Raw genomic sequence first — 25,104 nt, 5'->3', positions numbered from 1 at the left:
ATTCTATTTAATTTCTTAGGTCAAAATTAGCACTTTTAAGTGAATAGCTTATCTATGCTCAACATTTGTATTTTCTATGATCAGATCTTTAGAAATTTCTTTCAGTGCGTTTACAAATACATCGATATCTCCTTTTGTTGTCATGTGACTGAATGAAACTCGCAATGGTGTACAATGCTCCATTTCATCTTCTGAAAGCACCATCATCATCACCATCGAAGGTTTCGAAGCTCCGGAAGAACATGCACTTCCTTGAGAAACTGCAATTCCTTTCATATCCAACTGTAAACCAATCAAAGGATTTTTATACGGTAATAAAAGACTGACAACAGTATACAAACTATTATCCGGTTCAGAACTTCTTCCGTTGAATTTCACACCTGGAATTGCTTCTGTAACCTGATCAACAGTATATTGTTTAATGTCCTGCATATGTTGTGTATATGCATCCATATTTTTAAGAGAAAGTTCCAGAGCTTTTCCTAAGCCGGCAATACCGGCAACGTTTTCAGTACCCGCTCTTAGACTTCTTTCCTGGGGACCCCCCGTAATTATTCCTTTTAATCCACTTGCTTTTCTGATGAAAGCAAAACCAATTCCTTTCGGACCATGAAATTTATGTGCACTGCAAGAAGCAAAATCAACCGGAATTTCAGATAAATCTAAATTCATATGAGCCATTGTCTGTACTGTATCAGAATGAAACAATGCATTATTTTCCTTACAAAGCTGGGCAACTTTTTTAATATCTATAATATTTCCGATTTCGTTGTTGGCATGCATCAAACTTACCAAAGTCTTTTTATCGGAAGCTTTTAAAAGTTCTTCTAATTTATTTAAATCGATATCTCCTTTTTCATTGGGACGGATGTAAGCAACCTCAACACCTTTCCTTTTTTTCATATCTAAAATACTCTCAGAAACACATTTGTGTTCCATCGGTGAACTGATAATTCTTTCAACGCCTAAATGCTCAACAGCAGATTTGATGATCATATTATTAGATTCTGTACCGCAAGAGGTGAAAATAATTTCTGCCGGACTTACGTGAAGATAATCAGCAACCTGCCTTCTTACGTTTTCGATAAGAATTTTAGCATCTTGCCCAAAACTGTGTGTTGACGAAGGATTTCCAAAATTCATTTTCATGGTTTCTACCATGGCGTCGATAACTTCTTCTGAAAGTGGCGTTGTAGCAGCGTTATCTAAATATATTTTATTCATTTTCTATTTTGAATATTTTAATTCTACTGAAGTGAACTGATAATTTGAAGGGACTGAAAAAATAAACCAGGGATTTGACATTACCTGAATTGCCATTCCTCCCGATTCATATTCCGGAATTTCTACATATAATACATTATCTTTTACCGAAATGCTTTTTATTTCATTCACTTTATGATCTCCCGAATTGAAAGTTCCCAAATTATATAAAACAACGTTCTTATCTTTTTGAAAAACAGGAATTTCCATTACAGGTTCCATCCCGGATTTACTGAAATTTTCTGTAATACTGTTTTTTAGTTCTGTCTGATCTTTTATGATTTTAAAACCAGCCTGATCTGCTCCTCCCTGCGTTTCTGAAGCAAGAATTTCTCCTTTTGCCTGCATATCTTTTGACTTTTGTGACGAAGCATTTGTACAGCTCATGATAACTGCCAAAAGCAACATAAGAAGTTTATTCATAATCAATATTTATCTTTCAAAATTAGTGAAAAAATTGATAATGTCCTTCATTTGCCCACTTAAGCATATACTTATCTCCTGAAGTATCTCCGAATGCTATGATTTTATCATATTTTGAGTCAGAAATTTCAGCTTTTATCCTTTCTAATTTCTCTTTACCGTTGCAGTTTTTACCAATAAAATTCCCTGTAAAAACCCCGTTTTTGAATTCTGCTTTGGTAGCAACAAGGTTCATCTGTAATTTTTCAGCAAAAGGTTTTGCCCAAATGTCTAGAGAAGCTGTTACCATTAAGCTTTCTGTATTCTCTCTGTCTATATTTCCTATAAAATCAAGAGCATTTTCTCTGACAATTTTCGGGTAACTTTCCTCAAAAAACTGCTTAGATTTCTCCTCAATTTTTGTCTGAAGCTGTCCTTTAAGAATTGATCCGATAAAGCTTTTTTTTACTTTTTCAGTCTCGGCAAGTTTAAGTTTTAATAAAATAAAAAGTGGAATATGTTTTACAAACTGCACCCGGAATTTTGAAGGATTGTAAAATTTAAGATACATAAACATCGTATCTTTATAGGTAATAGTGCCGTCAAAATCAAAACAATACAATTTTTTCATTTTAATTTTCTTATAAATTTATCTGCTTCTTTTTTCATTCCGTAGAAATTTAAGCTTTTATTATTTTTTGTGATTAAAATTCCTTCTGAATGACAAACAAAATGGTCTTTAAAGCTTTAATTTTTTAAAAATAAACTCAGGAATATTCCTGATAATCATCATAATAACGCCCCAAACCGGTAAAACGTATGCTACATTCTTCTGTTTTTTAAATGCTTTGTAAATACATTCTGCAGCCTGCTTTGGAGTAGCTGTTAATTTCGGATTTAAAGGTAAACCTTCCGTCATTTTAGTTGCCATAAATCCAGGCTTTACGGTCAAAACATGCACTTTCTTTTCAAAAAGATAGTTTCTCAATCCACTTAGATAAGCTGTAAAAGCAGCTTTTGCACTTCCGTAAATAAAATTACTCTGTCTTCCTCTGTCACCTGCAACCGATGAAAGCCCAATGATTGTTCCTGATCTTCTGCTTTCAAATTTCTGTGCAAAATAATTGATTACAGGAACCAATTTCGAATAATTAATATCTATAATTCGCTTAGTGTTTTTGTTGTCATAAAGACCTTCTCCCGTTCCTTCTCCCAAATATCCAGTCGCACAAAACAATAGGCTGGAATTGATCGAATCAAAATTCTGATAATTGATTTCTTTGGTGAGATCAAGCTCAATGATTTCAGATTGCTGCAGAAATTTCACGTCAATATGTCTTGCAAATCTTTCAGTGGTTTCTTTATTTGAAGTAAAAAGATAGATTTTTTCAAACTTTTCGCCTTCCTGCAGTGTCTTTTCTACAAAAGCCTGCGCTACTTCCGATGTACTTCCCAGAACTATCATTCTACTTATTATTTAAAATTCTTTTGTGCTGTAAAGACACAAATTTTGAGCTTTGAACATTTCTGAGGTAATCGGTCAACGAAGATCTGCTCATGCTGTCTTTGGTCAGATAAATTCTTCCGTCAAACTCCTGCACAATTTCATCTAATTTATCAATCAGTTTATTCAGCTTTGAATTGACCTTAAAATCTAAGGCTAAAGTGTAACCTTCGAACGGAAAAGAATTATAAGCTTCAGGATTATTTTTTCCGAACAGTTTCAAAACCGCCAAAAAAGATCCGTTCCCGCTGTTGGCAATGGTTTCCAGAATTTTTTTCATTCCTTCTTTTCCAGTTTCTTTCGGAATGACCATCTGATATTGGATAAATCCTGATTTTCCATAGATTTTATTCCAGTCATTTACAAAATCCAAAGGATAAAAGAATGTTTCATAATCCACAAAATTCTTTACTTCTTTCTTTGATTGTTTTTTATAATATAAAAAATTAAAAAGTCTTACAGTTAAGGCATTTAAAACAAATCCAGGAAAATAGAAAGGTACAGTCGGAGAGAATTTTTTCTTTAAAATTAAAGGGTTTTTCGTTTCATTTTCCGGCAATTCATGACGATATGCATGTTCGCCACGCATCAAAATACTTCTTCCGATATTTTTTCCTCTCTGAAGGCAGTCGATCCATGCGACCGTGTACGTCCAGCTTTCACTTTCTTCAAACAATCTGAATATTTCATCTAAATTTTCCGCTTTTATACTTTCCTGACGAATATATGAGGTTTCAATATTTTTTAGCTTAAACTTAGCAGAAAGAATAATTCCCGTAAGTCCCATTCCGCCAATCGTCGCCCAAAATTTGTCCGAATTTTCTTCTCTTGAGCAGATAATAATATCACCATTTTCTGTCATTAACTTAAATTCGATAACGTATTCCGAAAAACATCCTTCAGCATGATGATTTTTTCCATGAACATCAGAAGCAATTGCACCGCCTACCGAAACAAATTTTGTTCCCGGCGTAACATACAAAAAGTAACCTTGAGGCACAGAAATTTCAAGCACATCTGATAGCAAAACTCCAGATTCACATTCTATAATGCCATTGAGACGGTCAAAACTGATGAATTTATTTAATTTTTTAGTTGAAAAGATATTTTCGCCCAAAGAAGCGTCGCCGTAGCATCTTCCGTTTCCTCGCGCAATGACTTCGTTGTGACTGAGTACAAATTCCTTTATTTTTTTGAAGCTGTCTTCAGACCTCATTTCTTTTTCCACTATGGGAAAATTGCCCCAATTGGTAACTTTTTGTGTGAAATTCGGTTTCATCTGTAATTATTTATTTTTTTCAGATCATATGCAATCACTACTAAATTTTCACTATTGCTTGTAATTTTCAGTTTTTGTGATTTCATTCTTTAAAATAAATTTGAATTAAAAATGCAGCCACCCACAAAATCAAAGTTACCTGAATATATCGGTCTCTGTAAACAATTTTGGTTGGAGATTCGGTTCTGTTGTATACCAATGTCTGCTGTAGATATCTCAAAAATGCAAATACAACAAAAATAACGGTATAGAAAACTCTCGAATGAAATTTCTCCTGAACTTCAGGTGACAATGTAAACATCAGATAGCAGATGATTGCCAAAGTCACCGAAATCGAAAGTGCAATATCGGCAAACTGTACATTGTAACCATCTAACGCTTTCCTCGTCTTTCCCGAAACCTGAGCATTGATCAATTCTCCCCTTCTTTTTCCAATTGCCAAAACCAATGCAAGAACGAAGGTCAGCAACGTCGCCCATTGTGAAATGAAAATCCCAGTAATGTATCCTCCCGCCTGAACTCTTAAAACAAATCCTGTGGCAATAATGAAAATATCAATAATCGGAACGTGTTTTAATTTGAATGTATAGGCAAGATTCATCACAAAATAAATTCCGATGATGGTTGCGAACTTCCAAAGAATTTCATTAAAATAAAACTGAGCAAAGAGTATCAAAGCAATATCTACGAAGGCTAAAATTCCTAAAATTGACAACGCTTTTGATTTTGAAATTGCTCCGCTCGCCAAAGGTCTTCTTCTTTTCTCAGGATGCTGTCTGTCTGCTTCGATATCATTATAATCATTCAGAATATATACGATACTTGCCGCCAAAGAAAATATAATGAAAGCGAAGACACTTTTGCTAAGTAAATCTAAATTTTTGATGTTACCTGAAAAAAATAAGGGTACAAAAACAAAAAGATTTTTCACCCATTGTTCTACCCGAAGTAGTTTTAAATATTTTTTCATTTATGTTATTTCGATTGCAAAAATAGTGAATTTATAGCAAAAAAACATGCCGCATAAAAATACAAAAAAAACCGCCAAAGCGGTCTTTTATGATAATATTTATATCGTAAATGATTACTGCCCCTGTTGAGCGTCGTTGATCATTTTTTCGTTTGCTGTAATGGCAAACTCTACTCTTCTGTTTTTTGCTCTGCCTGCATCTGTATCGTTTGATGCTACTGGCATAGACTCACCTTCACCTAAAGCAAACATTCTGCTGGATGCGATTCCTTTAGAAATCAGATAAGATTTTACAGAATTTGCTCTTCTTTCAGATAGTTTCTGATTATAATCATCTGCACCTACGCTATCTGTATGACCATAGATATTGATGTTTGTATCTGGATTATTTACCAAAACCTGAGTAAGCTTATCTAAGTTAGCTTTAGCAACTGATGTAAGATCAGATGAGTTGAAAGCAAATGTTACAATACTTTCGTTCAAAGTAATTTTAATACCATCACCTACTCTTTCTACTTCTGCACCAGGTAAAGTTTCTTTAATTTCTTTAGCCTGCTTATCCATTTTACTACCAATCACGTTACCGGCAACACCGCCAATTACCCCTCCTAAAACTGCACCTAACGCTGCATTTTTACCTTTACCTACATTATTTCCCAAAATACCACCAATTACAGCTCCTGAAGCAACACCTACTGCTGTACCTCTCTGCTGGTGATTGGAGTTTTGTACAGCCTCACAGCTCGTAAATAGTAATGCTGATGATAAGAAAAATGCTCCTATATATGTTTTATTAAATTTCATAATGTTTATTTTAAATATTTAAATTACTTCATTCCTGTTCTCTCGAAGTTGTAAACAACTCTTACTGTGCTTCCATCAAATGGCACATTTTGTTCTAAAGAAAACTGATCGGTCGTCATATTGATTACATCAAGCGTATAGCCTACTGTATTTTGTTTAGCTTTTGTTCCTTCCTGAATTTTTTTGAACATAAAAGTATTTCCGTCTTTCACTTCAAATTTAATCGGCTGCGTTAATGCAGGACATTTTCCGCCGCCATTTAGAGTATAAGCTCCCGTGTAATTATTTGGAATGAATCTCCAGTGACTTCCAACAAAACATTGCGCATCTGCACCTTCGTCAAAAGGCTTGATTTTATATTGCTTATCATATTCGATGCTTACAATCTGAAAGTCTCCTTTCATTTTCAAAAATTCTGATCTGTTGTTTTGTGCATCTCCTGCTTTTTTTACTGAGGAACAAGACACCGCAAAAAGTGATGTTCCCAACATTCCCGCAAGTATTAACTTTTTCATAATTGTATATTTTATTTTTTCAAAGTATATAAAATCAGGTGATCGGAATTGATTATAAACTTCCAGATCGTATGATTTCATATTGCTGTTTATTATTCATAAAGTTACTACAAAAAACCGTGCCAAAATGCTAAAAGAAGCAAAATAAAAAAAAGCCCGATTTTTCGGGCTTTAGTATTTACGTCAATAATAATTGATTATTATTTTCTTACAGATTTCTTAGCTTTTGCAGGTTTCTTTACCTCGGAAGTTTTTCCTTTATAGAAATTTGTGAATGCATATTCCGCAGCTTTTTTCACATCAATAACTCCGCCGGACTGAGATTTTTCTCCAAATTCGTTTTCTGTGCTTGCGTTACTGGTTTTTACCAATGCCTCAATAATCTGCTCTGGCTTCAGGTTTGGCATATAAGCCAACAAAACTGCTGCCGCACCTGCAACTACAGGAGACGCCATTGATGTTCCCTGAAGGTATCTATATTCATTGTGAGGTACCGTTGAATAAATCTGATCACCCGGTGCAAAAACATTGACCATTTTTTTATTATAATTTGAGAATCCTGCTCTCAATGCGCTATTTTGGTTGGTACTTGCACCTACTACCAGAACATTATTTACAAAAGGAGCTTCATCAGAAACATTCATAAAGTTGGTAGGATAGGCTAAATGTTCTGCAACATCTTCGTTCTCGTTTCCTGCAGCTTTTACCAAAAGAACACCTTTATCCTGTGCATATTTAAAGGCATCCCAAACCACATTTTTGCCCGGAGAAACAGGCTTTCCAAAACTCATATTCAAAACTTTTGCGCCATTATCTACTGCATATCTGATTGCATTTGCAACGTCTTTATCTCTTTCATCACCGTTCGGAACAGTTCTCACAGACATAATCTTTGCGACTTTAGAAGCTACACCGTACTGAATTTCTTTACCTTGAGGAGTTCCTGCAATAATTCCGGCTACGTGGGTTCCGTGCATGGCATCCGGACCTTCATAATGGTTGTTTCCGTAATTTTTCTCAGAGTAATCATCATAATTATCACCCACAATTTCTTTTCTCGGATCATAAGAAATATCGTATTGCTTTGAAGATGGACCTACTTCATCAAGAGCCTCTTTCATTTGCTCCTTCATTGTCTTCTCAAAATCTTCAGCTGATTTCCCTGCAAATTCCGGGCTTTGAGAAACTTGCTTAAGAACCTGTAATGCCATCGCGTCTTTCTGATCAGTCGGAGCTTTAACAGCAGCGATATTTTCAGGAGTTACAGATTTTCCGCCCAACATCTTTACCATATTCGGAATCAACTCATTGATCATCGTATATGTCTGAAATCCCTGCTTTGCTTCCACACTTTTTTTAGAATAAAGCTCTTTAGACTTCATATACATTGCAAATTCTTCCGGCATTTTTGCCTGATTTGCTTTGTTCTTTGTAGAATCATCACCTTCGAAAATCGGTTTATATTTTGCAACAACTCTGGTAACTTCCATGTTATCAACATCAATATCACCATTTTTTCCACCAATGAAATTCCAACCGTGAACGTCATCAATGTAACCATTTCCGTCGTCATCTTTCCCGTTTCCAGGAACTTCATTCGGATTTGACCATATATTTTTCACCAATCCCGGGTGGTCAACCTGAACACCACTGTCTAAAACTCCCACAATAACAGTTTTGGGTTTAAGACCTTTAGATTCAAGATATTTATAAGCGTTTGCGGTATTTACACCATAGACTTTTGAAGCGGCAAAATCTTTGTGATACCAAGTCATCAAATCTTTATCTTCTTTTGGATCAACAGCCGCAGCTTTTGATTCTTGTGCGTACGTAAAACTGAAACCTGCTAAAAAGACAGCAGCCAATACTATTTTCTTCATTTTATTAGAATTATTTAATATTTTTAAGATAAGTCACAGATTCCGGTCCTTTGTTACAGATAAGATCAATTATTGACAAATCTTTCAAAAAACCATGTTTATCTGTGAAAGTTTGATAATATTCTTCCATTTCAAATTCAGACGGAACTTTCGCAGAAAACTGCTCACGAAAATTAATTTCCGAAGGATTTTTGATGTATTCTTCATTCAAAGATTGTGCCTTTTCCGTTTTCAGAATTTTTTTAATAATACCGATACTTTTAAGATTAAAATCTAACAAAAACTTTTCTTTCGTGTCATAAAGAACTTTAAACTGATCTTCATAGTATTCAAAATACGGCGAACTCTGATAAGCAGTTTTTATAGATTTCCAATGAAGCTTCTGCCAATCTTCCCTGTAAGACATTTCAATATCTTTCATTTCTTTTTTTCCTGTATGATTGATCGGAATGATGAGTGAAAGCTTCCCGTTTGCTCCGTAAATATTGGTTCTGTTTCTGTACGTCTGTTTGGGGAAACTCTCATACTGCTCAAAAACGACATCATTTTCAGGATCTAAATACACTGAAAACCATGAAATAGGTGGTAGATAAAATACCGGTAATAATACTTTCTGCATTGTTATTATATATAAAAATGAAGTACTTTTTCAAATACTTCATTTTAATTTTAGTTTACAAATTTAGTTATAAATCTTCTTCAGTTTTTTTCTTTCCGAAAAGTTTAACAAAATATTCCCAGCCAAAGAAAAGGACAAGAATCATTGCTGCAATCCACCAATAAGAAGTTTTATTCGCTTCTCCTGTATTAGTTGCTTTGAACATTCTTTCCCAGCGAACCTTAAATGGTGCCTGATATGAAGAACTTGAATCTTTAAAGGCTCCCTGAACACTCATCCAGGTAAACATTGGTTTTCCCACGATATTTTCCTCAGGAACAAAACCAAAGAATCTTGCATCCAGTGAAGCGTCTCTGTTGTCTCCTACCATCATATAATAATCCTGTTGAATTGTATATTGGTTGGTTTCTTTTCCGTTGATGAAGATTTTACCGTTTTTATTTTCAAGTTTGTTGTGTTCGTATTCTGAAATAATCCACTGATATTCAGGTAACGTTTCCTGATTAAGTGTAACAACATCTCCTTTTTTAGGGATTTTAAGAGGTCCGTACCAATCCTGATTCCAAGGTTTGTTGATCGGGAAAATTGATTGCGTTGTGTCTATACTTTTTGTGTACGCATTTTTTTCAGCATTTAATTTATGAGAAACCGTTCCTGAATCTTTTGGAAAGATATTCTCTTTCATATCAACAACATTTGGCAATGTTTTGATTTCCTTAGCTGTTTTATCCGTTAAACCCTGAAAGGTATATTCAAACCCTGTATTAGTCTGGGTTTCTCTTACAGGTAAAAATCCGTAAGTATTATATAATGCCGGAATATCTAATTGTGTTCCAGTATTTACAGTAAATGAATGCTGAACTTCCTGATCCCCTAAAACAGTTTCAGGCTTACCATTTACAAACAATCTTCCGTTTCTCATTTCGAAAGTATCCCCTGCAACAGCTACCAATCTTTTAACATACGGATCTCTTCTGTCAATTGACGTATGTACAGAATCTCTAGGATAATTGAAAACTACAACATCGTTTCTCTGAGGTTTATTGAATTGAAATATTCTTTCATACGGTAATTTCACCCCTTCAACATAAGATTTCGGATCATCTTTCGGGTTTCCTTTTTCTCCCGTGTCAAGAATTGTCCCCTGTAGGAAAGGTATTGCCAAAGGACGCATTGGTAATCTGTAACCGTAGCTCCATTTATTGACAAAAAGAAAATCTCCTACCAAAAGCGTTCTTTCCATTGACCCAGTAGGAATACCAAAAGGCTGCGTAAAAAAAACGTGAATTATCGTAGCAAATACCACTGCAAAAGTGATAGAACCTACAAAAGTATCTTTCTTCTTTGCATTCTTTTCTTCTTCAGTTAAATAAAGATCATTTTCATCTTCTACCTCAATATCTTTAGAATAATTGACAGTTGCCATATAGATGAAAGGGAGAATCACAGTAAGCAATTGATCTTTAAAAAGAGTTTTGCCAAATTTTTTCATTAAATACAAATGAAAAACTGACATCATAATCGGACCTACAATTGGCAGATACGATAAAATCGCCCACCATTTCGGATGCTTTGTTTCTTTTAAAATAATGAAATAATTGTAGAAAGGTATAAATGCGAACAGCGGACTATACCCCATTTTCTTGAACAGCTTCCAAGTGGAAATCCCCATCAATACTGACAAAATGAGAACATAAACTGTATACGTTAAAAAATAATTCATAAATTTTTGTGCCTAATCTGTAATATGAGTAATGAATAATCTGTAATAAGTAATGTATTCTTTTTACAAATCTCTTTATTAGTTTGCAAAATTGCGGTTTTGTTACAACTTAGAGTCCCAAAACGTCTTTCATAGTGAAATTTCCTTTTTTATCTTTAATCCATTCTGCAGCTACGACTGCGCCTAAAGCAAAACCGTTTCTGTTGAATGCCGTGTGTTTTATCTCAATCTCATCAACTTCACTTCTGTAAAAAACGCTGTGAGTTCCGGGAACTTCATCTTCACGAATAGCGAAAATGCCTAATTGTTTATCCTGAGTTTCTTCTAGCTTCCAAGCATCATATTTCGGATTGTTTTTAATAATTCCTTCTGCCAAAGAAATAGCAGTACCACTTGGAGCATCTAATTTGTGAATGTGATGAATCTCTTCCAGTTGACAAGAATATTCATCAACACTTTTCATTAAGTCAGCTAATTTTTCGTTTAAAGCAAAAAATAAATTTACACCTAAACTAAAATTTGATCCATATAAAAATGCTGTTTCGTTCTGAACAGCCAGATTTTCAATTTCAGATTTTCTTTCAAGCCAGCCTGTCGTTCCACAGATGACGGGAACTTTATTTTCCAGACAGGCTTTAATATTATTGAAAGCAACCTCAGGAAGAGAAAATTCGATGACAACATCCGGATTATTTAAATTTTCAGCAGTTGGAGTTTCTTTTAATCGGGCAACAACTTCATGACCTCTTTTTGTGGCAATCTCATCGATTATTTTGCCCATTTTCCCATATCCAACTAATGCTATTTTCATAGTAGCTATTTAATTATTATCTAAAAAGTTTTAAAACTTGAAACTTAAACTCAATCCCGTTTTTGGCGGATTGTTACCGAAATCATCATAAATCACAGCCGGTGCAAATGTAAGATCCGGATCTTTACGACCTTCATACAAATGCGCATCTACAACGGCATCTACAATATTCAAAATATAAATAAGACCGGTAATTGCAATGGCATAATCTCTCTGCCTTTTTGATCTGTCCTGAGCATTCCCCAATGCTATTTTATCTAAATATGGTCTTTGATCGATAAACTCGTTCGGAGTTCCGTTGAGCTTTGCAATGTAATATTCTCTGTATTTTTTATATTGATTCTGATTCCAGATCGCAATTCCTACCCCGGCTCCTACCGCGCCCCAAACAATAGGAATTTTCCAGTATTTTTTGTTGTAAAACTGACCTAATCCTGGCAAAACTGCAGAATATAAACCTGCTTTTGTAGGATTTAGTTTTGTCACAATTACTTTAGCGGGTGCATTTGCTTTTTCAATAGTCTCAACAATTGATGTTTCAGGAATTTTATTGATCATCGTGCTGTCACTCGCAACGGTTTCTACCTTCGTATCACGATTCACGGTATCACGAGGAATGACCTGCGAAAAAACAACCGCAGAAATGCAAAGAAAAAATGTGAAAAGTATTTTTTTCATTTATTTAATATGAGATAAAATATATTCCAACTCGTCTTCATTTTTGAAATCGAGTACAATTTTACCTTTTTTTCCGTTTCCGGTAGTTTTGATTTCAACTTTTACATCCAAGATATCAGAAATCGTTTTCTGCGCTCTTTTGTAATTATTAGAAAGTTCAGCCTTTACAGATTTTGCAGCAGGTGATTTTGGATTTTTCAAAGCTGTTGCAGCCTGCTCAGCCTGACGAACATTCAATTTATCTTTAATAATTAAATCAAATAAAATCTGCTGAAGCTCATCATTATCCATACTGATAATCGCTCTTCCGTGTCCTGCAGAAATCTCACCGCTTCTGATCGCATTCTGAATATCCGGACTCAATCTCAACAATCTGATAGAATTGGTAATTGTACTTCTGTCTTTCCCGACTCTCTGGCTTAGATTTTCCTGAGTCATTCCGATCTCGTCTAAAAGTCTCTGATACGTCAATGCAATCTCAATAGAATCAAGATCTTCACGCTGAATGTTTTCAACAAGAGCCATCTCCAGCAATTCCTGGTCATTAACCAGACGAATGTAAGCCGGAATAGAAGTCAGACCTGCAATTTTGCTCGCTCTGAAACGTCTTTCCCCTGAAATAATCTCAAAGTTTTCGCCGTCTTTTCTAAGAGTAATCGGCTGAATTACCCCAAGATTTTTGATAGATTGAGCAAGTTCGTTTAATGCTTTTTCGTCAAAATAAGTTCTTGGCTGAGTGGGATTAGGATAAATATCTTCAATCGAAACTTCTACGATATTTCCTACAAATTTATCTGCGCCTTCATCAGTGGCAGAGTTTACCGTAGCCTTGGATTCAGCGCTCAGAATTGCACCCAAACCACGTCCCATCGCTCTTTTTTTGTCTTTCATATTGTATTTATGACTATTTGCTATTGCACTTCGACAAGCTCAGTGTGACAGCTTTAGCTTTTTTTAATTCTTTACTAAATTTTCGTTTTTCAACAGCACTTCTTCTGCTAACTGAAGATATTGAATCGCTCCTTTACTTTCCGCATCATAATTTAAGATACTTTCTCCAAAACTTGGTGCTTCACTCAATCTTACGTTTCTGCTGATGATTGTTTCAAAAACCATTTCCGGGAAATGAGCATTAACTTCTTCCACAACCTGGTTGGACAGTCTCAATCTGCTGTCATACATCGTCAGCAACAAACCTTCGATATCCAGATCTTTATTATGAATTTTCTGAACGTTTTTAATGGTATTTAAAAGTTTACCCAAACCTTCCAAAGCAAAATATTCACATTGAATCGGGATAATCACAGAATCAGCTGCTGTAAGCGCATTGACCGTAATCAGACCTAAACTCGGTGCACAGTCAATGATGATATAGTCGTAATCATCTCTTACACTTTGCAATGCTTTTTTAAGCATATACTCACGGTTGTCTTTATCAACCAATTCAATTTCTGCAGCAACCAGATCAATATGAGAAGGTACAATATCTAAATTGGGAGTTGTCGTTTTTTGGATACAGTTTCTTGTTTCTACACTGTGTTCCAATAGGTTGTATGTAGAATACTGTACTTCTTCAACTCCAAGACCAGACGTTGCATTAGCCTGCGGATCTGCATCAATAATTAATATTTTCTTCTCTAATACCCCTAATGCTGCGGCTAAGTTTACAGCGGTAGTAGTTTTTCCTACTCCCCCTTTTTGATTAGCGATACCTATGATTTTTGCCATTGCTTGAACTTTAAGTTTCAAAAATACACTTTTTTCTCTGCTTTTAAGGAGTGGATAAAACGAAAGTTGAGTTAAAATATTGTTAATAAGGATTTTAGACATTAAAAAAATTATCCACAAAAAATAGTATTTTGTGGATAAGTGTCAAGACTTGTTTTTGAATATATTTAATTGTCGAACTTCATTGAGATCGGAAATTTGAAATAACTTCTTACAGCGTCACCATTTTTATTTTTCCCAGGAATCCATTTTCCTTTAATTGATTTTATGGTTCTCATTGCTTCAGCATTAAATGAAGCATCTTTTCCATTTGTTTTAATATCTGAAATTGTTCCGTTTGTCTCTACAATGAAAGTTATAGTTGTACTTAATGTACCTTCATCTACAAAACCTGAACCATCAAACTTATTGATCACTTTATTTCTGAAAGCATCAATTCCTCCTTCAAAATTTGCCTGTACAGCCGCAACTTCAATAGCATTTGGATCTTTCGGAACTTCGATTACAGGAGGCTTTGCCGGAGGAGCAATTGGTCCTGTACTACTTATAGTCGGCGTGGTCGGAACATAAGTATTTGGCGGAGCAACTACTCCTTCATTATTATTTTTAACTCCCGAAACAGCACCTTCTATTTTCTCAACAACTTTTTCAACAATTGGGTTTGCTTTTGGCTCTGGCAATCTATCATCTACAGTTTTCACAGCAGGAGAAGAAGTTGCTTTTGGAGGTAAAATTACTGCAGGATTATCTGGTACATCAACAATGTTAATCGGTGGCGGCAATTCGAAGATTTCTGGAGTTGGTTCAACGGTTTTAAACGCCGAAATCAACATTGGTGTAAGCGAAACTGCAGCCAATAAACTAACACCTACGAAGAGTGCTTTGGTTAGGATCCTGTCTGATTCATTTCTTAAAACATAAGCGCCGTATTGTTTGTTACGGCCTTCGAAGAGGACTTCATTAAAACGGAAATCCTGATTGGTTTGTAGGTGTTTCATCACGATAAAAATTAAAATTGTTAATATATTGTAATTATTAGTTTTCTATATTGTTTGAATTAATCATTGAAACAACATCAAAATATTTGCCAAAAAATTATCAAAACATAATCATTTAAGAAATAATGATGTTAAAATATAAATTTAACTATGTTAGAAATAATACCAATATAGATAGTCAAGAATATCCTTCATTACAAAAACAAAAAAAATCCCGCTCAAAAGCAGGATTTATAAAGTTTATCTTGAAATTCTTTTATTAGAATAATTCTTTTCTGATAATGTTCTGACTTCTTTCAGGACCTACAGAAACCAAGTAAACATTGATTCCTAAGTACTTTTCGATAAACTCAATGTATTTCTGAGCCGTAACAGGAAGTTCGTCATAGCTTCTTACTTTGGTAAGATCTTCTTTCCAACCCGGTAGATCTTGGTAGATCGGCTCGTAGTTGTATAATTTTTCTGTTGAAGAAGTGAAATAATCGATGATTTTTCCGTCCTCAGTTTTATAATGGGTAACGATTTTCAGGTTTTCAATTCCTGTAAGAACGTCTAATTTTGTAATCACCAAGTTATTGATCCCATTGATCATACAAGCATGTTTTAAAGAAACTAAGTCTAACCAACCTGTTCTTCTAGGTCTTCCCGTAGTCGCTCCAAATTCACCACCGATTTGTCTGATGCTTTCTCCTAACTCATTATCCAATTCAGAAGGGAAAGGTCCGTTTCCTACTCTTGTACAATATGCTTTGGCGACACCGATCAGGTTTTTCAATGAAGTTGGCGGAACTCCCGCTCCTGTACAAACTCCTCCAGTTGACGGAGAAGATGAAGTAACATAAGGATATGTTCCGAAGTCGATATCAAGCATCAACGCCTGAGCTCCTTCAAACAATACGTTTTTACCGTCTCTGATCGCTTCATTCAATTCAACTTCTGTATCAATGATTCTGTGTTGAAGCTGTTTTCCGATCTCTAAAAATTCGTTGTAAATTTCTTCAACGTCCAACGTTGGTTTTCCGTAATATTTTTCAAAAAGAGAGTTTTTAACCTTTAAGTTTTTCTCGATTTTATCTCTTAAAATCTCAGGATTCAAAAGGTCTACCATTCTGATTCCGATTCTTGCAATCTTATCTTCATAGCAAGGTCCGATTCCTTTTTTGGTGGTTCCGATCTGAGTTCCTCCGTGTTCTTCTTCACGGTAAGTATCCAAAAGAATGTGGTAAGGCATGATGACATGCGCTCTTCTGCTGATAAAAATATGGTCAGTTCTTAAGCCTTTGCTTTCGATCTGATTTACCTCTTTAATGAAAGATTTAGGATTTACCACTACTCCATTGGCAATGATACATTTCCCTTTACACTGCAAAACTCCTGAAGGAAGAAGGTGCAAAACAAATTTCTCTTCACCCACATAAACCGTGTGACCAGCGTTGTCTCCGCCTTGGAAACGTACAACGTAATCAGATTTTGCCGATAAAACATCAGTGATTTTTCCTTTACCTTCATCTCCATACTGAAGACCTACAACTACGTAAGTTGACATATTTTACTTTTATTTTAGATTCGTACAAAATTACTTTTAAAAAATTGGGTGGGCAAATTTGAGGGGGATTTTATTTTTGAGGTGGGTGGGAATTATGGGTAGAAGTTTTAATTTATTTATTAACATTATGTATATTTAAAACTTAAAAACTTTTAATAAACCATGAAAAAATCAGATACTATTGAAAAATTAGACAAATGGATTAGAACTGTAACAGCTACTTTTGCCTACTTTAATTTAATTGAAATAATAATAGTCTTATTGATCGGAATAGCATCCAATAACATCTATGATAAAATTTATGGTGTTTTTTGGACAAACATTTTAATCATCCTAAGTATTTTATATATTGTGTTTAAAGCACTTAGCTTTTATTATGATTCACAATTCCCTGTTGCGATTATAAATGAATTAAAATCCAACGAAGAAAAAGATAACTTAAAATTAGAAGTCCAAAGAAAAGATGCTACTCATTCTTATATATCAAACACAATCATAAATTCGCAAAAATTCGAATGTCAAATTCCAAAAACAGAGGAATGGAAAACAGAATCTGATAAAGATATAATGTCAGGTTTAGCCAATCTCTTATCCACTTTAAACAATTCTTTAAATATTATCTTCAATTCTACGAATCCTAAATATAATACCCTCATATATCTGAATAGCTTCAGAGCATTTGACCAAGAAATAAAACCTCAATATAATGAAGGAACATTTGTGTTAAGAGACGATTACAATATCCAAACTCATTATGGAGAAAATTTGAGAGATTTTTTTAACAAAACTGACAATACTGGATTATTATTAGAAATTCAAAATGCAATAAAAATATCATATAATAATGGAAAATATGTTAATAAAATTATTGAGACTAACAACACTAAACTTTCTATAATAGCAATAAACATAAAAAATTCTGATAACGATAATATCCAAGAAGGTGTCTTATTTTTTCTAACTCAAGAAATTGAATATTTACCTAGTGATACAGAAAATATATTACGGATTTTTTCATTGTTAATAACTAATTGGCTTAAAAGATATGAGCATGAAGTAATACAACGTCAAGTTAAATTCCTTAAAGATGATGAAGATGATGAAGATGATGAAGAAATAAATAAACCAGATTAATATCAATAAATAAGATAATTTTCATAATTATTAGGAAAGTGTCGTATAATTAGTTCGTTTTATTATCTGCTCAACTCTAATCTGCCTCGACAAAACTTTATCACACGAAATCACCACAAAAGTTCCATGATAATCTTTAATGGAATTTGATAGAATTTCCACATTTTGAAGATCTAAATTATTTATCTTTCCTTTTTAAAGTTGTGATAATAAATACCCCGTCAAAAATTTCTTTGAAATTTTCGCCACCCCTCCAGAGGAGGTGAATTTTTTATAGGTAAATATTTTAGCAATTTCTTTTGCGAAACAAGTTTTGTAAACCTGACAGACCTCACAAAAAACTTTCATCAAAATTCCGTAACTTTGCCGCCTACTAAAAATTTTATGGAAAGTATACAAGTTCACGACAAAACTTTTGTTCCTTATTTAGAGGATGCCGAAATTCAGGAGATCGTAAAAGCTACGGCTTTAAAAATTTATGAAGATTATAAGGATGAAATTCCTGTTTTCATTGGTGTTCTGAACGGAGTGATCATGTTTTTCTCAGACCTTTTAAAACATTATCCGGGAGAATGCGAAATTGCTTTTATCCAGATGAGTTCTTACGCAGGTACAGAATCTACAGGAATCGTTTACCAGAAAATGGAACTGACGAAAGACGTAAAAGACCGTCACATTATTTTAGTAGAAGATATTGTAGACACAGGAAATACAGTAGAAAGTCTTTTCAAATATTTCAACGAAACACAACGTCCAAAATCTGTAAAAATCGCTTCTTTTTTATTAAAACCTGAAGTATACAAGAAGGATTTTAAGTTGGATTATATTGGAAAAGAAATTCCAAATAAATTTGTTTTGGGTTACGGACTGGATTATGATGAATTGGGTAGAAACTTACCGAATTTGTATCAATTGGCAGACGGGCAAATCAACCATTAAAATTGCTATGAGCTTTTAGCTTTTGCACTTCGACACGCTCAGTGTGACAGCTATTAGCTTTAAAAAATTATATCTAAATAAAAAGTAAATATTAACTAAAAAAGCTAAGAGCTTAAAGCTTACTGCCTAAAGCCTGAAGCAAAATGAAAATTATGATAAACATTGTTCTGTTCGGTCCTCCAGGAAGTGGAAAAGGAACTCAAGCACAAAACTTAATCGAGAAATTTAATTTAAAGCAAATCTCAACAGGCGACCTTTTCAGATTCAACATGAAAAATGATACTGAGCTTGGGAAATTAGCTAAATCTTATATCGATAAAGGAGAATTGGTTCCTGATCAGGTAACGACAGATATGCTGGTTGACGAAATCAGAAAACCGTCCGATGCTGCAGGATTTATTTTTGACGGGTATCCGAGAACTGCTGTTCAGACAGAAGCATTGGAGAAAATCGTAAAAGAAGAATTAAATGATGAGATCGATATTTGCCTTTCATTGGTCGTTGAAGATACAATTTTAGTTGAAAGATTGCTGAAAAGAGGAGAAATAAGCGGAAGATCAGATGACAGCAATGTAGAAATCATCGAAAACAGAATAAAAGAATACTACGCAAAAACAGCAGAAGTTGCCGAGCTTTACAAACAACAAGGTAAATATGTAGAGATCAACGGTGTTGGAGAAATCAACGAGATTTCTGAAAAACTTTTTGCGGAAGTAGAAAAAATAAAATAGTTTAAAGTTGTGAGTGATGAGTTAAAAAATTAATACAATTCATTCTCATAATTCATAACTCATAACTCATAATTATAAGAAATGTCAAATTTTGTAGATTACGTAAAAATTCATTGTAAAAGCGGTCATGGTGGCGCAGGTTCTGCCCATCTTCGCCGTGAAAAATATATTCCCAAAGGTGGTCCTGATGGTGGAGACGGCGGTCGTGGCGGTCACGTTATCATGAAGGGGAATTCTCAGGAATGGACTTTACTTCCGCTTCGTTACACACGTCATGTAAAAGCTGAACGTGGTCAGAACGGAGCAAAAAATCAGTTAACAGGTGCATACGGAGAAGATGTTTATATCGAAGTTCCTATCGGGACGATTGCTAAAAATGAAGAAGGCGAAATTGTAGGTGAAATATTGGAAGACGGTCAGGAAATTATCCTCATGGAAGGTGGAAAAGGTGGAAAAGGAAATGAGCACTTCAAGTCTTCTACCAACCAGACTCCTCGTTATGCACAGCCGGGAATGGACGGACAGGAAGGTTTTATTGTTTTTGAGCTTAAAATTTTAGCCGATGTAGGTTTGGTAGGTTTCCCAAATGCAGGAAAATCAACCTTATTATCTTCAGTTTCTGCAGCCAGACCCAAAATTGCTGATTATGCATTTACTACTTTAACTCCAAACCTCGGAATCGTAGATTACAGAAACTACAAATCTTTTGTAATGGCAGATATTCCGGGAATTATTGAAGGAGCAGCGGAAGGGAAAGGTCTTGGTCACCGTTTTTTAAGACATATTGAAAGAAACTCTATCTTATTGTTTTTAATTCCGGCTGATTCCGAAAGTCACTTTCAGGAATTTAAAATTCTGGAAAATGAACTGAAAGAATATAATCCTGAATTATTGGATAAAGATTTTATCATTTCGATTTCAAAAGCTGATCTTTTGGATGATGAACTGAAAAAAGAGATTGCTGCAGAATTCCCTGAAAACAGAAAACCTCTGTTTTTTTCCGGAATTACCAGCGAAGGATTGATGGAGCTGAAAGATGCAATCTGGAAGAGACTTCACGGATAGAAAATATCACATAAAAAAATCTTAGGATAAGCATTATTGTTTATCCTTTTTATTTGCTTAAAAAGGAGATTTGGAACACTTATTGAGAGACCCCAATCAAATTTATAAAACAATGAAATATTTATTAAGCCTGATTGTTGTAGTATTTTTAATGTCTTGCAGTACTCAGAAAAGCCAGTCAAAATATTCAACGATAGAATATGAAGCCGGAGCCTGTTTCGGGTTTTGCCCGATCTATAAAATGACGATTCAGCCAGACCGAACTGCAGTTTTGGAAGCAGAACATTTTAATTTTTCTAAAGGAACTTCAAAAGATGAGTTTTCTAAACCGAGAGAAGGAACTTTCACAGCAACGATCAAAGAAGCAGATTACAATAAGCTGGTTGCTCTGTTAGACGGTTTAGACGTTAAAAATCTTCAGGATAAATATGGCAGCAAAAATGTAACTGATCTTCCGACATCATATTTAAGAGTGAAATTTGCAGACGGAACCTCAAAAAACACTGAAGATTATGGTAAAAGAGGCTCTGAAAAATTAATACAAACATATCAGTTTTTTGAAGATTTAAAGCAAAATCAAGAGTGGACAAAAGTGAAATAATCTTTTTCAATTAATTTAGACTATCTTTGCAGTATATTTCGCGGCATTCTCAGCCAGTAAAGTAATTTTTTACTTAAAAATTCTGTTAAAAGTTTTTAGCAGATTTGCTAAAAATGATGAAGTATACTGCTTCAACCGCACTATTTTAATACACAATACCATTTTGTTATTTACAGACTTAAACATTATCAAGCCCATTTTAGATGCGCTTCAAAAGGAAGGTTATGAAAAACCAACTCCTATTCAGGAACAATCGATTCCTTCTATTTTAGAACACAGAGACCTGTTGGGTACTGCACAGACAGGAACAGGGAAAACAGCGGCTTTTGCTATTCCTATCCTTCAGAATCTTACAGAAAGAAAAGGTCCGAAAAACAATCATATAAAAGCTCTTATTCTTACTCCGACAAGAGAACTGGCAATACAGATTGAAGAAAGTTTCAATTCTTACGGTAAAAATTTACCCTTGAGAAAATTGGTAATTTTTGGAGGAGTAAAGCAGGGAAGCCAGGAAACAGCCTTGAGAAGAGGTGTTGATATTTTGGTAGCAACTCCCGGAAGATTATTAGATTTTATCGCTCAGGGAATTATCAGTTTGAAAAATCTTGAAATTTTTGTACTTGACGAAGCCGACCGAATGTTAGACATGGGTTTTGTGCATGATGTGAAAAGAATTATTAAACTTTTACCGCAAAAGAGACAGACACTTTTCTTCTCTGCAACGATGCCGACAGAAATTCAGAAACTGGCAGATTCAATTTTGAATACGCCAATCAAAGTTTCTGTAACTCCTATTTCTTCAACTGCAGAAACCATAAAACAGGCTGTTTATTTTGTTGATAAGGAAAACAAGCTTGAACTTCTTACCCATATTCTTCAAAATAACATATCAGATTCTGTTTTGGTTTTTTCAAGAACGAAACACGGAGCAGATAAAATTGCAAGAAAATTACAAGCCAATAATATCTCAGCAGAGGCGATCCACGGAAACAAATCTCAAAATGCAAGACAAAATGCTTTAAATAATTTTAAATCAGGAAGAACACGTATTTTGGTAGCAACAGACATCGCCGCGAGAGGTATTGATATTGATGAACTGAAATACGTTGTTAATTTTGAACTTTCAGATGTAGCGGAAACATATGTTCACAGAATCGGAAGAACGGGACGTGCGGGTGCAGAAGGATCCTCAATCTCATTTGTTGACGGATTGGATTTACTGAACCTGAAAGACACCGAAAAATTAATCGGAATGAAAATTCCTGTTGAGAAAAATCATCCTTTCCATACAGATAATCTGGTTGTTGAGAAGAGAGATTCTAATAATAAACCTTTTATTCCGAGACCAAAACCTGCAGGTCAGCAAAAATCTGATCACAGCAAAAAGCCGAAAAATAAGAGTAATTTTTTAAGAAAGAAATAAATTAAAAGTCCTTCTCCATCTGAGAGGGACTTTTTTTTAATCATTACTACCTTTATACCCATTATCATTTAATAAAAAACAATAACTGATAATGCAAAAAGGAAGCGCAGCGGCAACATAAGTAATATTTAAGAAATTATAATCGTATCCATTGATAATATATTCAATTACATAACTACTCATCAAACAAAAAATAATAATAGCTGATAAGTAAAATACCTGCTTGATATTTTTTATGTAAAAAGAAAAAACAACAGACAGTAAAAGGAAAAACAAGACCACAAAAATATTAGACTGACCCTGCATTTTTAAAGGATTATGTTTCAGAATATATTCAAAATTCTCAGCTGGCAAAAGTACTGAAGCTAATAAAATAAGCACTGTTAAAGAAAAAGCAGTCAAAAATTTTATTTTTCGCTTGATCTCTGTTTCCCAAAAAGGTTTCAATAAAAACAAAATCAGCGGTATCACGACAACACTTCGCGTAAGAAAAAGCACTCCTACGATAAAACCTAACAAAATAGACTTTTGAAAGTAATCTCTCTCAAATTTTTTATGCCAGTAAAGAATAAAAACAGAAACTATAATAAACGAAGAAATAAAATCACTTTTACAGATTGCTTCATATAAAAATGAGAGTGAGATCATCAAAAGAGCAATTCCGTACAATCTAATTGTATTGTTTCTAAAAGCCCACAAAATCGCACAGGAAAATATCAGCAAACTTGCAACCTGAATATATCCTACATTGCCCAAAAGATAAAATCCTACTAAAAAAACGAGCTGTCCCGGTAAATAGGAGGAAACATTTCCCATAAAATTCTTAGTATCATAAATATATTTTCCGTGAATCCAATAGTCCAGAGAATACTCTATTGTCTGCCATCTGTCGATCTTTAGCTCATAAGGATCTTTTATAATGTGGCTCAGAAAAATATACAAAACTGTACTCAGCAAAATAAATGAGTAAACAACAGTATTTGTGATCTTTATTTTTTTTAAAAAAAAATTATAACTTTTAAGTAAAAAAAACTGAGATAAACAAAATAATATAATCAGAATATAAATTGGTATTATATCCTGTTTTATTCCGTATTTGACAACGAAAAGTAAATTGATAATACCATACATAACAAACATTATGTACCTCATCATCTGAGTATTTTCGAAAAAATCAAAAATTCTGCTTATCATTATTTACTAAATAATTTTTTAGCATTCTCAGTTGTAATCTTATCAATTTCAGCAAAATCTTTATTATAAATATTCACCAACTTTCCTGCAACCAAATCCAGATAAGAACTTTCGTTTCTTTTTCCTCTGAACGGAACTGGTGCGAGATAAGGAGAATCAGTTTCCAGAACGATTTTATCTAAAGGAATTTCATTTAAAAACTGATCAATTTTTCCGTTCTTGAAGGTCACTACTCCACCAATTCCTAAAATGAAGTTTAAATCTATGGCGTGATTTGCCTGTTGGAGATTTCCTGAAAAGCAATGAAAAATCCCTCTCAATTTCTGATGTCTTTTTCTCTCTAAAACTTCAAACGTCTCATCAAAACTTTCTCTTGTATGAATCACGATTGGTAGATCTTTTTCGATTGCCCAATCAATTTGCTGTTCAAAAGCTTTTATTTGAATATCCAATGTTGTTTTATCCCAATACAAATCGATTCCTATTTCTCCGATGGCAGGGAAATCCTTTTCATCAAGGTACTTTTTTACAATTTCTAATTCGTTTTCCCATGATTCCGGTTTTACATAACATGGATGCAATCCCATCATTGAAAAAATCTGATCCGGATAATCACTTTCCAGCTTAAGCATTTTTTCATGAGATTCTGAATCGATGGCTGGAAGATAAAACTCAGTAATTCCTTTATCTAAAGCTCTCTGAATAGCCTCTTTTCTATCTTCATCAAACTCTTCCGAGTATAAATGGGTATGCGTATCAATCATTATTTCTAAAATTTTAAAAGATCTTCGTAAGGGTTTTCTAAATTCAACAGAATTCCGAATGCCGGTTCGGTTTTAATCCCTTTTTCCTTTAATTCTATTATTTTTTGTTTAAAATCTTCTCCTTTTTCGTTTAATATTTTGCACTCTGCAGTCATGTGCAGATATGCATTTTGCTGAGTTGTTGGTTTATTTTGAGCAAAAATTTCAATTGGAAACTCTTCCAGCATAAAATTTATCACAATAGATTTTTCGCCATTTATAATTGGATATTCTACTTTAACATTTGTATTAAAAGGAATCATCTTACTAAATGCAATGTCATCCAAAAAATCTTCCTTAAATTTAAAATCCAGCTCGCAGATAACATCCAAATCGCTTCCTTCAATATCAATTTCTATAGGAACAGTTCCCACCAAAATAGGCGAATAGAATTCTAAAACTTTAAAGATTTTATATTTTGTAAGAACTTCAAAAGCTCTTTTCTGTCTTTCATTTCCGTTTTTCAGATAATCAATTTTCGTAAAGTCAATCAT

The 25,104-nt window shown here is 34.1% G+C and carries 26 protein-coding genes; 6 read left to right on the top strand and 20 right to left on the bottom strand.

What is annotated here, in order from left to right:
* Positions 1-48: 48 nt before the first annotated feature.
* The 17 genes from AC4FQ5_RS09380 to AC4FQ5_RS09300 all read right to left on the bottom strand — a co-directional run bounded on the left by AC4FQ5_RS09380 (position 49) and on the right by AC4FQ5_RS09300 (position 16,720).
* The gene (locus AC4FQ5_RS09380; RefSeq protein WP_491142722.1) at positions 49-1,224 is read right to left on the bottom strand and encodes a cysteine desulfurase family protein; all 1,176 of its coding nucleotides are present in this window, start codon (positions 1,222-1,224) and stop codon (positions 49-51) included.
* Positions 1,225-1,227: 3 nt separating this feature from the next.
* Positions 1,228-1,686, bottom strand: a complete 459-nt coding sequence (locus AC4FQ5_RS09375) for a hypothetical protein (RefSeq protein WP_491142720.1) — start codon at positions 1,684-1,686, stop codon at positions 1,228-1,230.
* A gap of 22 nt (positions 1,687-1,708) precedes the next feature.
* Entirely contained in the window at positions 1,709-2,296 is a 588-nt protein-coding gene (locus AC4FQ5_RS09370; protein ID WP_491142719.1) for an HAD family hydrolase, read from the bottom strand.
* A 108-nt stretch (positions 2,297-2,404) separates the two neighbouring features.
* Positions 2,405-3,130: an SDR family NAD(P)-dependent oxidoreductase gene (locus AC4FQ5_RS09365; RefSeq protein WP_491142717.1), complete on the bottom strand. Its 726-nt coding sequence runs from the start codon at positions 3,128-3,130 to the stop codon at positions 2,405-2,407.
* A gap of 1 nt (position 3,131) precedes the next feature.
* Complete coding sequence (locus AC4FQ5_RS09360) at positions 3,132-4,448, bottom strand: FAD-binding oxidoreductase (RefSeq protein WP_491142715.1); 1,317 nt, start codon at positions 4,446-4,448, stop codon at positions 3,132-3,134.
* Positions 4,449-4,530: 82 nt separating this feature from the next.
* The gene (locus tag AC4FQ5_RS09355; RefSeq protein ID WP_491142713.1) at positions 4,531-5,418 is read right to left on the bottom strand and encodes a decaprenyl-phosphate phosphoribosyltransferase; all 888 of its coding nucleotides are present in this window, start codon (positions 5,416-5,418) and stop codon (positions 4,531-4,533) included.
* Positions 5,419-5,532: 114 nt separating this feature from the next.
* Positions 5,533-6,222, bottom strand: coding sequence for a YiaD family glycine zipper/OmpA-like lipoprotein (locus AC4FQ5_RS09350; RefSeq protein ID WP_491142711.1), 690 nt, complete (start codon positions 6,220-6,222; stop codon positions 5,533-5,535).
* Between the two features lie 23 nt (positions 6,223-6,245).
* On the bottom strand, positions 6,246-6,737 hold the full coding sequence (locus AC4FQ5_RS09345) for a hypothetical protein (protein WP_491142710.1): 492 nt from the start codon (positions 6,735-6,737) through the stop codon (positions 6,246-6,248).
* Positions 6,738-6,937: 200 nt separating this feature from the next.
* Positions 6,938-8,617, bottom strand: coding sequence for a S8 family serine peptidase (locus tag AC4FQ5_RS09340; RefSeq protein ID WP_491142708.1), 1,680 nt, complete (start codon positions 8,615-8,617; stop codon positions 6,938-6,940).
* 10 nt (positions 8,618-8,627) lie between these two features.
* Positions 8,628-9,236, bottom strand: a complete 609-nt coding sequence (locus tag AC4FQ5_RS09335) for a WbqC family protein (protein WP_491142707.1) — start codon at positions 9,234-9,236, stop codon at positions 8,628-8,630.
* Between the two features lie 67 nt (positions 9,237-9,303).
* Positions 9,304-10,959 carry a signal peptidase I gene (gene lepB / locus AC4FQ5_RS09330; protein WP_491142705.1) on the bottom strand — a complete coding sequence of 552 codons (1,656 nt, stop codon included), beginning with the start codon at positions 10,957-10,959 and terminating at the stop codon, positions 9,304-9,306.
* Between the two features lie 109 nt (positions 10,960-11,068).
* Complete coding sequence (gene dapB / locus AC4FQ5_RS09325) at positions 11,069-11,770, bottom strand: 4-hydroxy-tetrahydrodipicolinate reductase (protein WP_491142703.1); 702 nt, start codon at positions 11,768-11,770, stop codon at positions 11,069-11,071.
* A 30-nt stretch (positions 11,771-11,800) separates the two neighbouring features.
* Entirely contained in the window at positions 11,801-12,448 is a 648-nt protein-coding gene (locus AC4FQ5_RS09320; protein ID WP_491142701.1) for a DUF5683 domain-containing protein, read from the bottom strand.
* The gene (locus AC4FQ5_RS09315) at positions 12,449-13,339 is read right to left on the bottom strand and encodes a ParB/RepB/Spo0J family partition protein (RefSeq protein WP_300353642.1); all 891 of its coding nucleotides are present in this window, start codon (positions 13,337-13,339) and stop codon (positions 12,449-12,451) included.
* A 63-nt stretch (positions 13,340-13,402) separates the two neighbouring features.
* Complete coding sequence (locus tag AC4FQ5_RS09310; RefSeq protein ID WP_300353640.1) at positions 13,403-14,176, bottom strand: ParA family protein; 774 nt, start codon at positions 14,174-14,176, stop codon at positions 13,403-13,405.
* Between the two features lie 167 nt (positions 14,177-14,343).
* A complete protein-coding gene (locus AC4FQ5_RS09305) occupies positions 14,344-15,174 on the bottom strand; it encodes an energy transducer TonB (protein WP_491142698.1) in 831 nt (276 codons plus the stop codon).
* A gap of 259 nt (positions 15,175-15,433) precedes the next feature.
* A complete protein-coding gene (locus tag AC4FQ5_RS09300) occupies positions 15,434-16,720 on the bottom strand; it encodes an adenylosuccinate synthase (RefSeq protein ID WP_491142696.1) in 1,287 nt (428 codons plus the stop codon).
* Positions 16,721-16,882: 162 nt separating this feature from the next.
* Between AC4FQ5_RS09300 and AC4FQ5_RS09295 the strand changes: the two genes are divergently transcribed.
* The 6 genes from AC4FQ5_RS09295 (at position 16,883) to AC4FQ5_RS09270 (ending at position 22,613) form a co-directional block, all read left to right on the top strand.
* The gene (locus AC4FQ5_RS09295; RefSeq protein WP_491142694.1) at positions 16,883-17,854 is read left to right on the top strand and encodes a hypothetical protein; all 972 of its coding nucleotides are present in this window, start codon (positions 16,883-16,885) and stop codon (positions 17,852-17,854) included.
* Between the two features lie 384 nt (positions 17,855-18,238).
* Complete coding sequence (locus tag AC4FQ5_RS09290) at positions 18,239-18,793, top strand: phosphoribosyltransferase (protein WP_491142692.1); 555 nt, start codon at positions 18,239-18,241, stop codon at positions 18,791-18,793.
* Between the two features lie 152 nt (positions 18,794-18,945).
* A complete protein-coding gene (locus AC4FQ5_RS09285) occupies positions 18,946-19,524 on the top strand; it encodes an adenylate kinase (RefSeq protein ID WP_491142690.1) in 579 nt (192 codons plus the stop codon).
* Positions 19,525-19,605: 81 nt separating this feature from the next.
* The gene (gene obgE / locus AC4FQ5_RS09280) at positions 19,606-20,589 is read left to right on the top strand and encodes a GTPase ObgE (RefSeq protein WP_491142688.1); all 984 of its coding nucleotides are present in this window, start codon (positions 19,606-19,608) and stop codon (positions 20,587-20,589) included.
* Between the two features lie 112 nt (positions 20,590-20,701).
* Complete coding sequence (locus tag AC4FQ5_RS09275; protein WP_491142686.1) at positions 20,702-21,190, top strand: DUF6438 domain-containing protein; 489 nt, start codon at positions 20,702-20,704, stop codon at positions 21,188-21,190.
* A 163-nt stretch (positions 21,191-21,353) separates the two neighbouring features.
* On the top strand, positions 21,354-22,613 hold the full coding sequence (locus AC4FQ5_RS09270; RefSeq protein WP_300353624.1) for a DEAD/DEAH box helicase: 1,260 nt from the start codon (positions 21,354-21,356) through the stop codon (positions 22,611-22,613).
* A 36-nt stretch (positions 22,614-22,649) separates the two neighbouring features.
* Here AC4FQ5_RS09270 and AC4FQ5_RS09265 read toward each other — a convergent pair whose 3' ends face one another.
* From AC4FQ5_RS09265 to AC4FQ5_RS09255, 3 genes are all read right to left on the bottom strand, one after another.
* Positions 22,650-23,570, bottom strand: a complete 921-nt coding sequence (locus AC4FQ5_RS09265) for a hypothetical protein (protein ID WP_491142684.1) — start codon at positions 23,568-23,570, stop codon at positions 22,650-22,652.
* Between the two features lie 236 nt (positions 23,571-23,806).
* Positions 23,807-24,571, bottom strand: coding sequence for a TatD family hydrolase (locus AC4FQ5_RS09260; RefSeq protein WP_491142682.1), 765 nt, complete (start codon positions 24,569-24,571; stop codon positions 23,807-23,809).
* Between the two features lie 5 nt (positions 24,572-24,576).
* Complete coding sequence (locus tag AC4FQ5_RS09255) at positions 24,577-25,104, bottom strand: DUF4269 domain-containing protein (protein WP_491142681.1); 528 nt, start codon at positions 25,102-25,104, stop codon at positions 24,577-24,579.

The organism is Chryseobacterium sp. DT-167 (assembly GCF_058310155.1).
The sequence above is the reverse complement of the archived record's forward strand: the minus strand, read 5'-3'. Positions and strand labels throughout refer to the sequence as shown.

Excerpts from the sequence above, each read along its gene's own strand:
- AC4FQ5_RS09380 (WP_491142722.1), bottom strand. The coding sequence starts at position 1,224 with ATGAATAAAATATATTTAGATAACGCTGCTACAACGCCACTTTCAGAA.
- AC4FQ5_RS09375 (WP_491142720.1), bottom strand. The coding sequence starts at position 1,686 with ATGAATAAACTTCTTATGTTGCTTTTGGCAGTTATCATGAGCTGTACA.
- AC4FQ5_RS09370 (WP_491142719.1), bottom strand. The coding sequence starts at position 2,296 with ATGAAAAAATTGTATTGTTTTGATTTTGACGGCACTATTACCTATAAA.
- AC4FQ5_RS09365 (WP_491142717.1), bottom strand. The coding sequence starts at position 3,130 with ATGATAGTTCTGGGAAGTACATCGGAAGTAGCGCAGGCTTTTGTAGAA.
- AC4FQ5_RS09360 (WP_491142715.1), bottom strand. The coding sequence starts at position 4,448 with ATGAAACCGAATTTCACACAAAAAGTTACCAATTGGGGCAATTTTCCC.
- AC4FQ5_RS09355 (WP_491142713.1), bottom strand. The coding sequence starts at position 5,418 with ATGAAAAAATATTTAAAACTACTTCGGGTAGAACAATGGGTGAAAAAT.
- AC4FQ5_RS09350 (WP_491142711.1), bottom strand. The coding sequence starts at position 6,222 with ATGAAATTTAATAAAACATATATAGGAGCATTTTTCTTATCATCAGCA.
- AC4FQ5_RS09345 (WP_491142710.1), bottom strand. The coding sequence starts at position 6,737 with ATGAAAAAGTTAATACTTGCGGGAATGTTGGGAACATCACTTTTTGCG.
- AC4FQ5_RS09340 (WP_491142708.1), bottom strand. The coding sequence starts at position 8,617 with ATGAAGAAAATAGTATTGGCTGCTGTCTTTTTAGCAGGTTTCAGTTTT.
- AC4FQ5_RS09335 (WP_491142707.1), bottom strand. The coding sequence starts at position 9,236 with ATGCAGAAAGTATTATTACCGGTATTTTATCTACCACCTATTTCATGG.
- lepB (WP_491142705.1), bottom strand. The coding sequence starts at position 10,959 with ATGAATTATTTTTTAACGTATACAGTTTATGTTCTCATTTTGTCAGTA.
- dapB (WP_491142703.1), bottom strand. The coding sequence starts at position 11,770 with ATGAAAATAGCATTAGTTGGATATGGGAAAATGGGCAAAATAATCGAT.
- AC4FQ5_RS09320 (WP_491142701.1), bottom strand. The coding sequence starts at position 12,448 with ATGAAAAAAATACTTTTCACATTTTTTCTTTGCATTTCTGCGGTTGTT.
- AC4FQ5_RS09315 (WP_300353642.1), bottom strand. The coding sequence starts at position 13,339 with ATGAAAGACAAAAAAAGAGCGATGGGACGTGGTTTGGGTGCAATTCTG.
- AC4FQ5_RS09310 (WP_300353640.1), bottom strand. The coding sequence starts at position 14,176 with ATGGCAAAAATCATAGGTATCGCTAATCAAAAAGGGGGAGTAGGAAAA.
- AC4FQ5_RS09305 (WP_491142698.1), bottom strand. The coding sequence starts at position 15,174 with ATGAAACACCTACAAACCAATCAGGATTTCCGTTTTAATGAAGTCCTC.
- AC4FQ5_RS09300 (WP_491142696.1), bottom strand. The coding sequence starts at position 16,720 with ATGTCAACTTACGTAGTTGTAGGTCTTCAGTATGGAGATGAAGGTAAA.
- AC4FQ5_RS09295 (WP_491142694.1), top strand. The coding sequence starts at position 16,883 with ATGAAAAAATCAGATACTATTGAAAAATTAGACAAATGGATTAGAACT.
- AC4FQ5_RS09290 (WP_491142692.1), top strand. The coding sequence starts at position 18,239 with ATGGAAAGTATACAAGTTCACGACAAAACTTTTGTTCCTTATTTAGAG.
- AC4FQ5_RS09285 (WP_491142690.1), top strand. The coding sequence starts at position 18,946 with ATGATAAACATTGTTCTGTTCGGTCCTCCAGGAAGTGGAAAAGGAACT.
- obgE (WP_491142688.1), top strand. The coding sequence starts at position 19,606 with ATGTCAAATTTTGTAGATTACGTAAAAATTCATTGTAAAAGCGGTCAT.
- AC4FQ5_RS09275 (WP_491142686.1), top strand. The coding sequence starts at position 20,702 with ATGAAATATTTATTAAGCCTGATTGTTGTAGTATTTTTAATGTCTTGC.
- AC4FQ5_RS09260 (WP_491142682.1), bottom strand. The coding sequence starts at position 24,571 with ATGATTGATACGCATACCCATTTATACTCGGAAGAGTTTGATGAAGAT.
- AC4FQ5_RS09255 (WP_491142681.1), bottom strand. The coding sequence starts at position 25,104 with ATGATTGACTTTACGAAAATTGATTATCTGAAAAACGGAAATGAAAGA.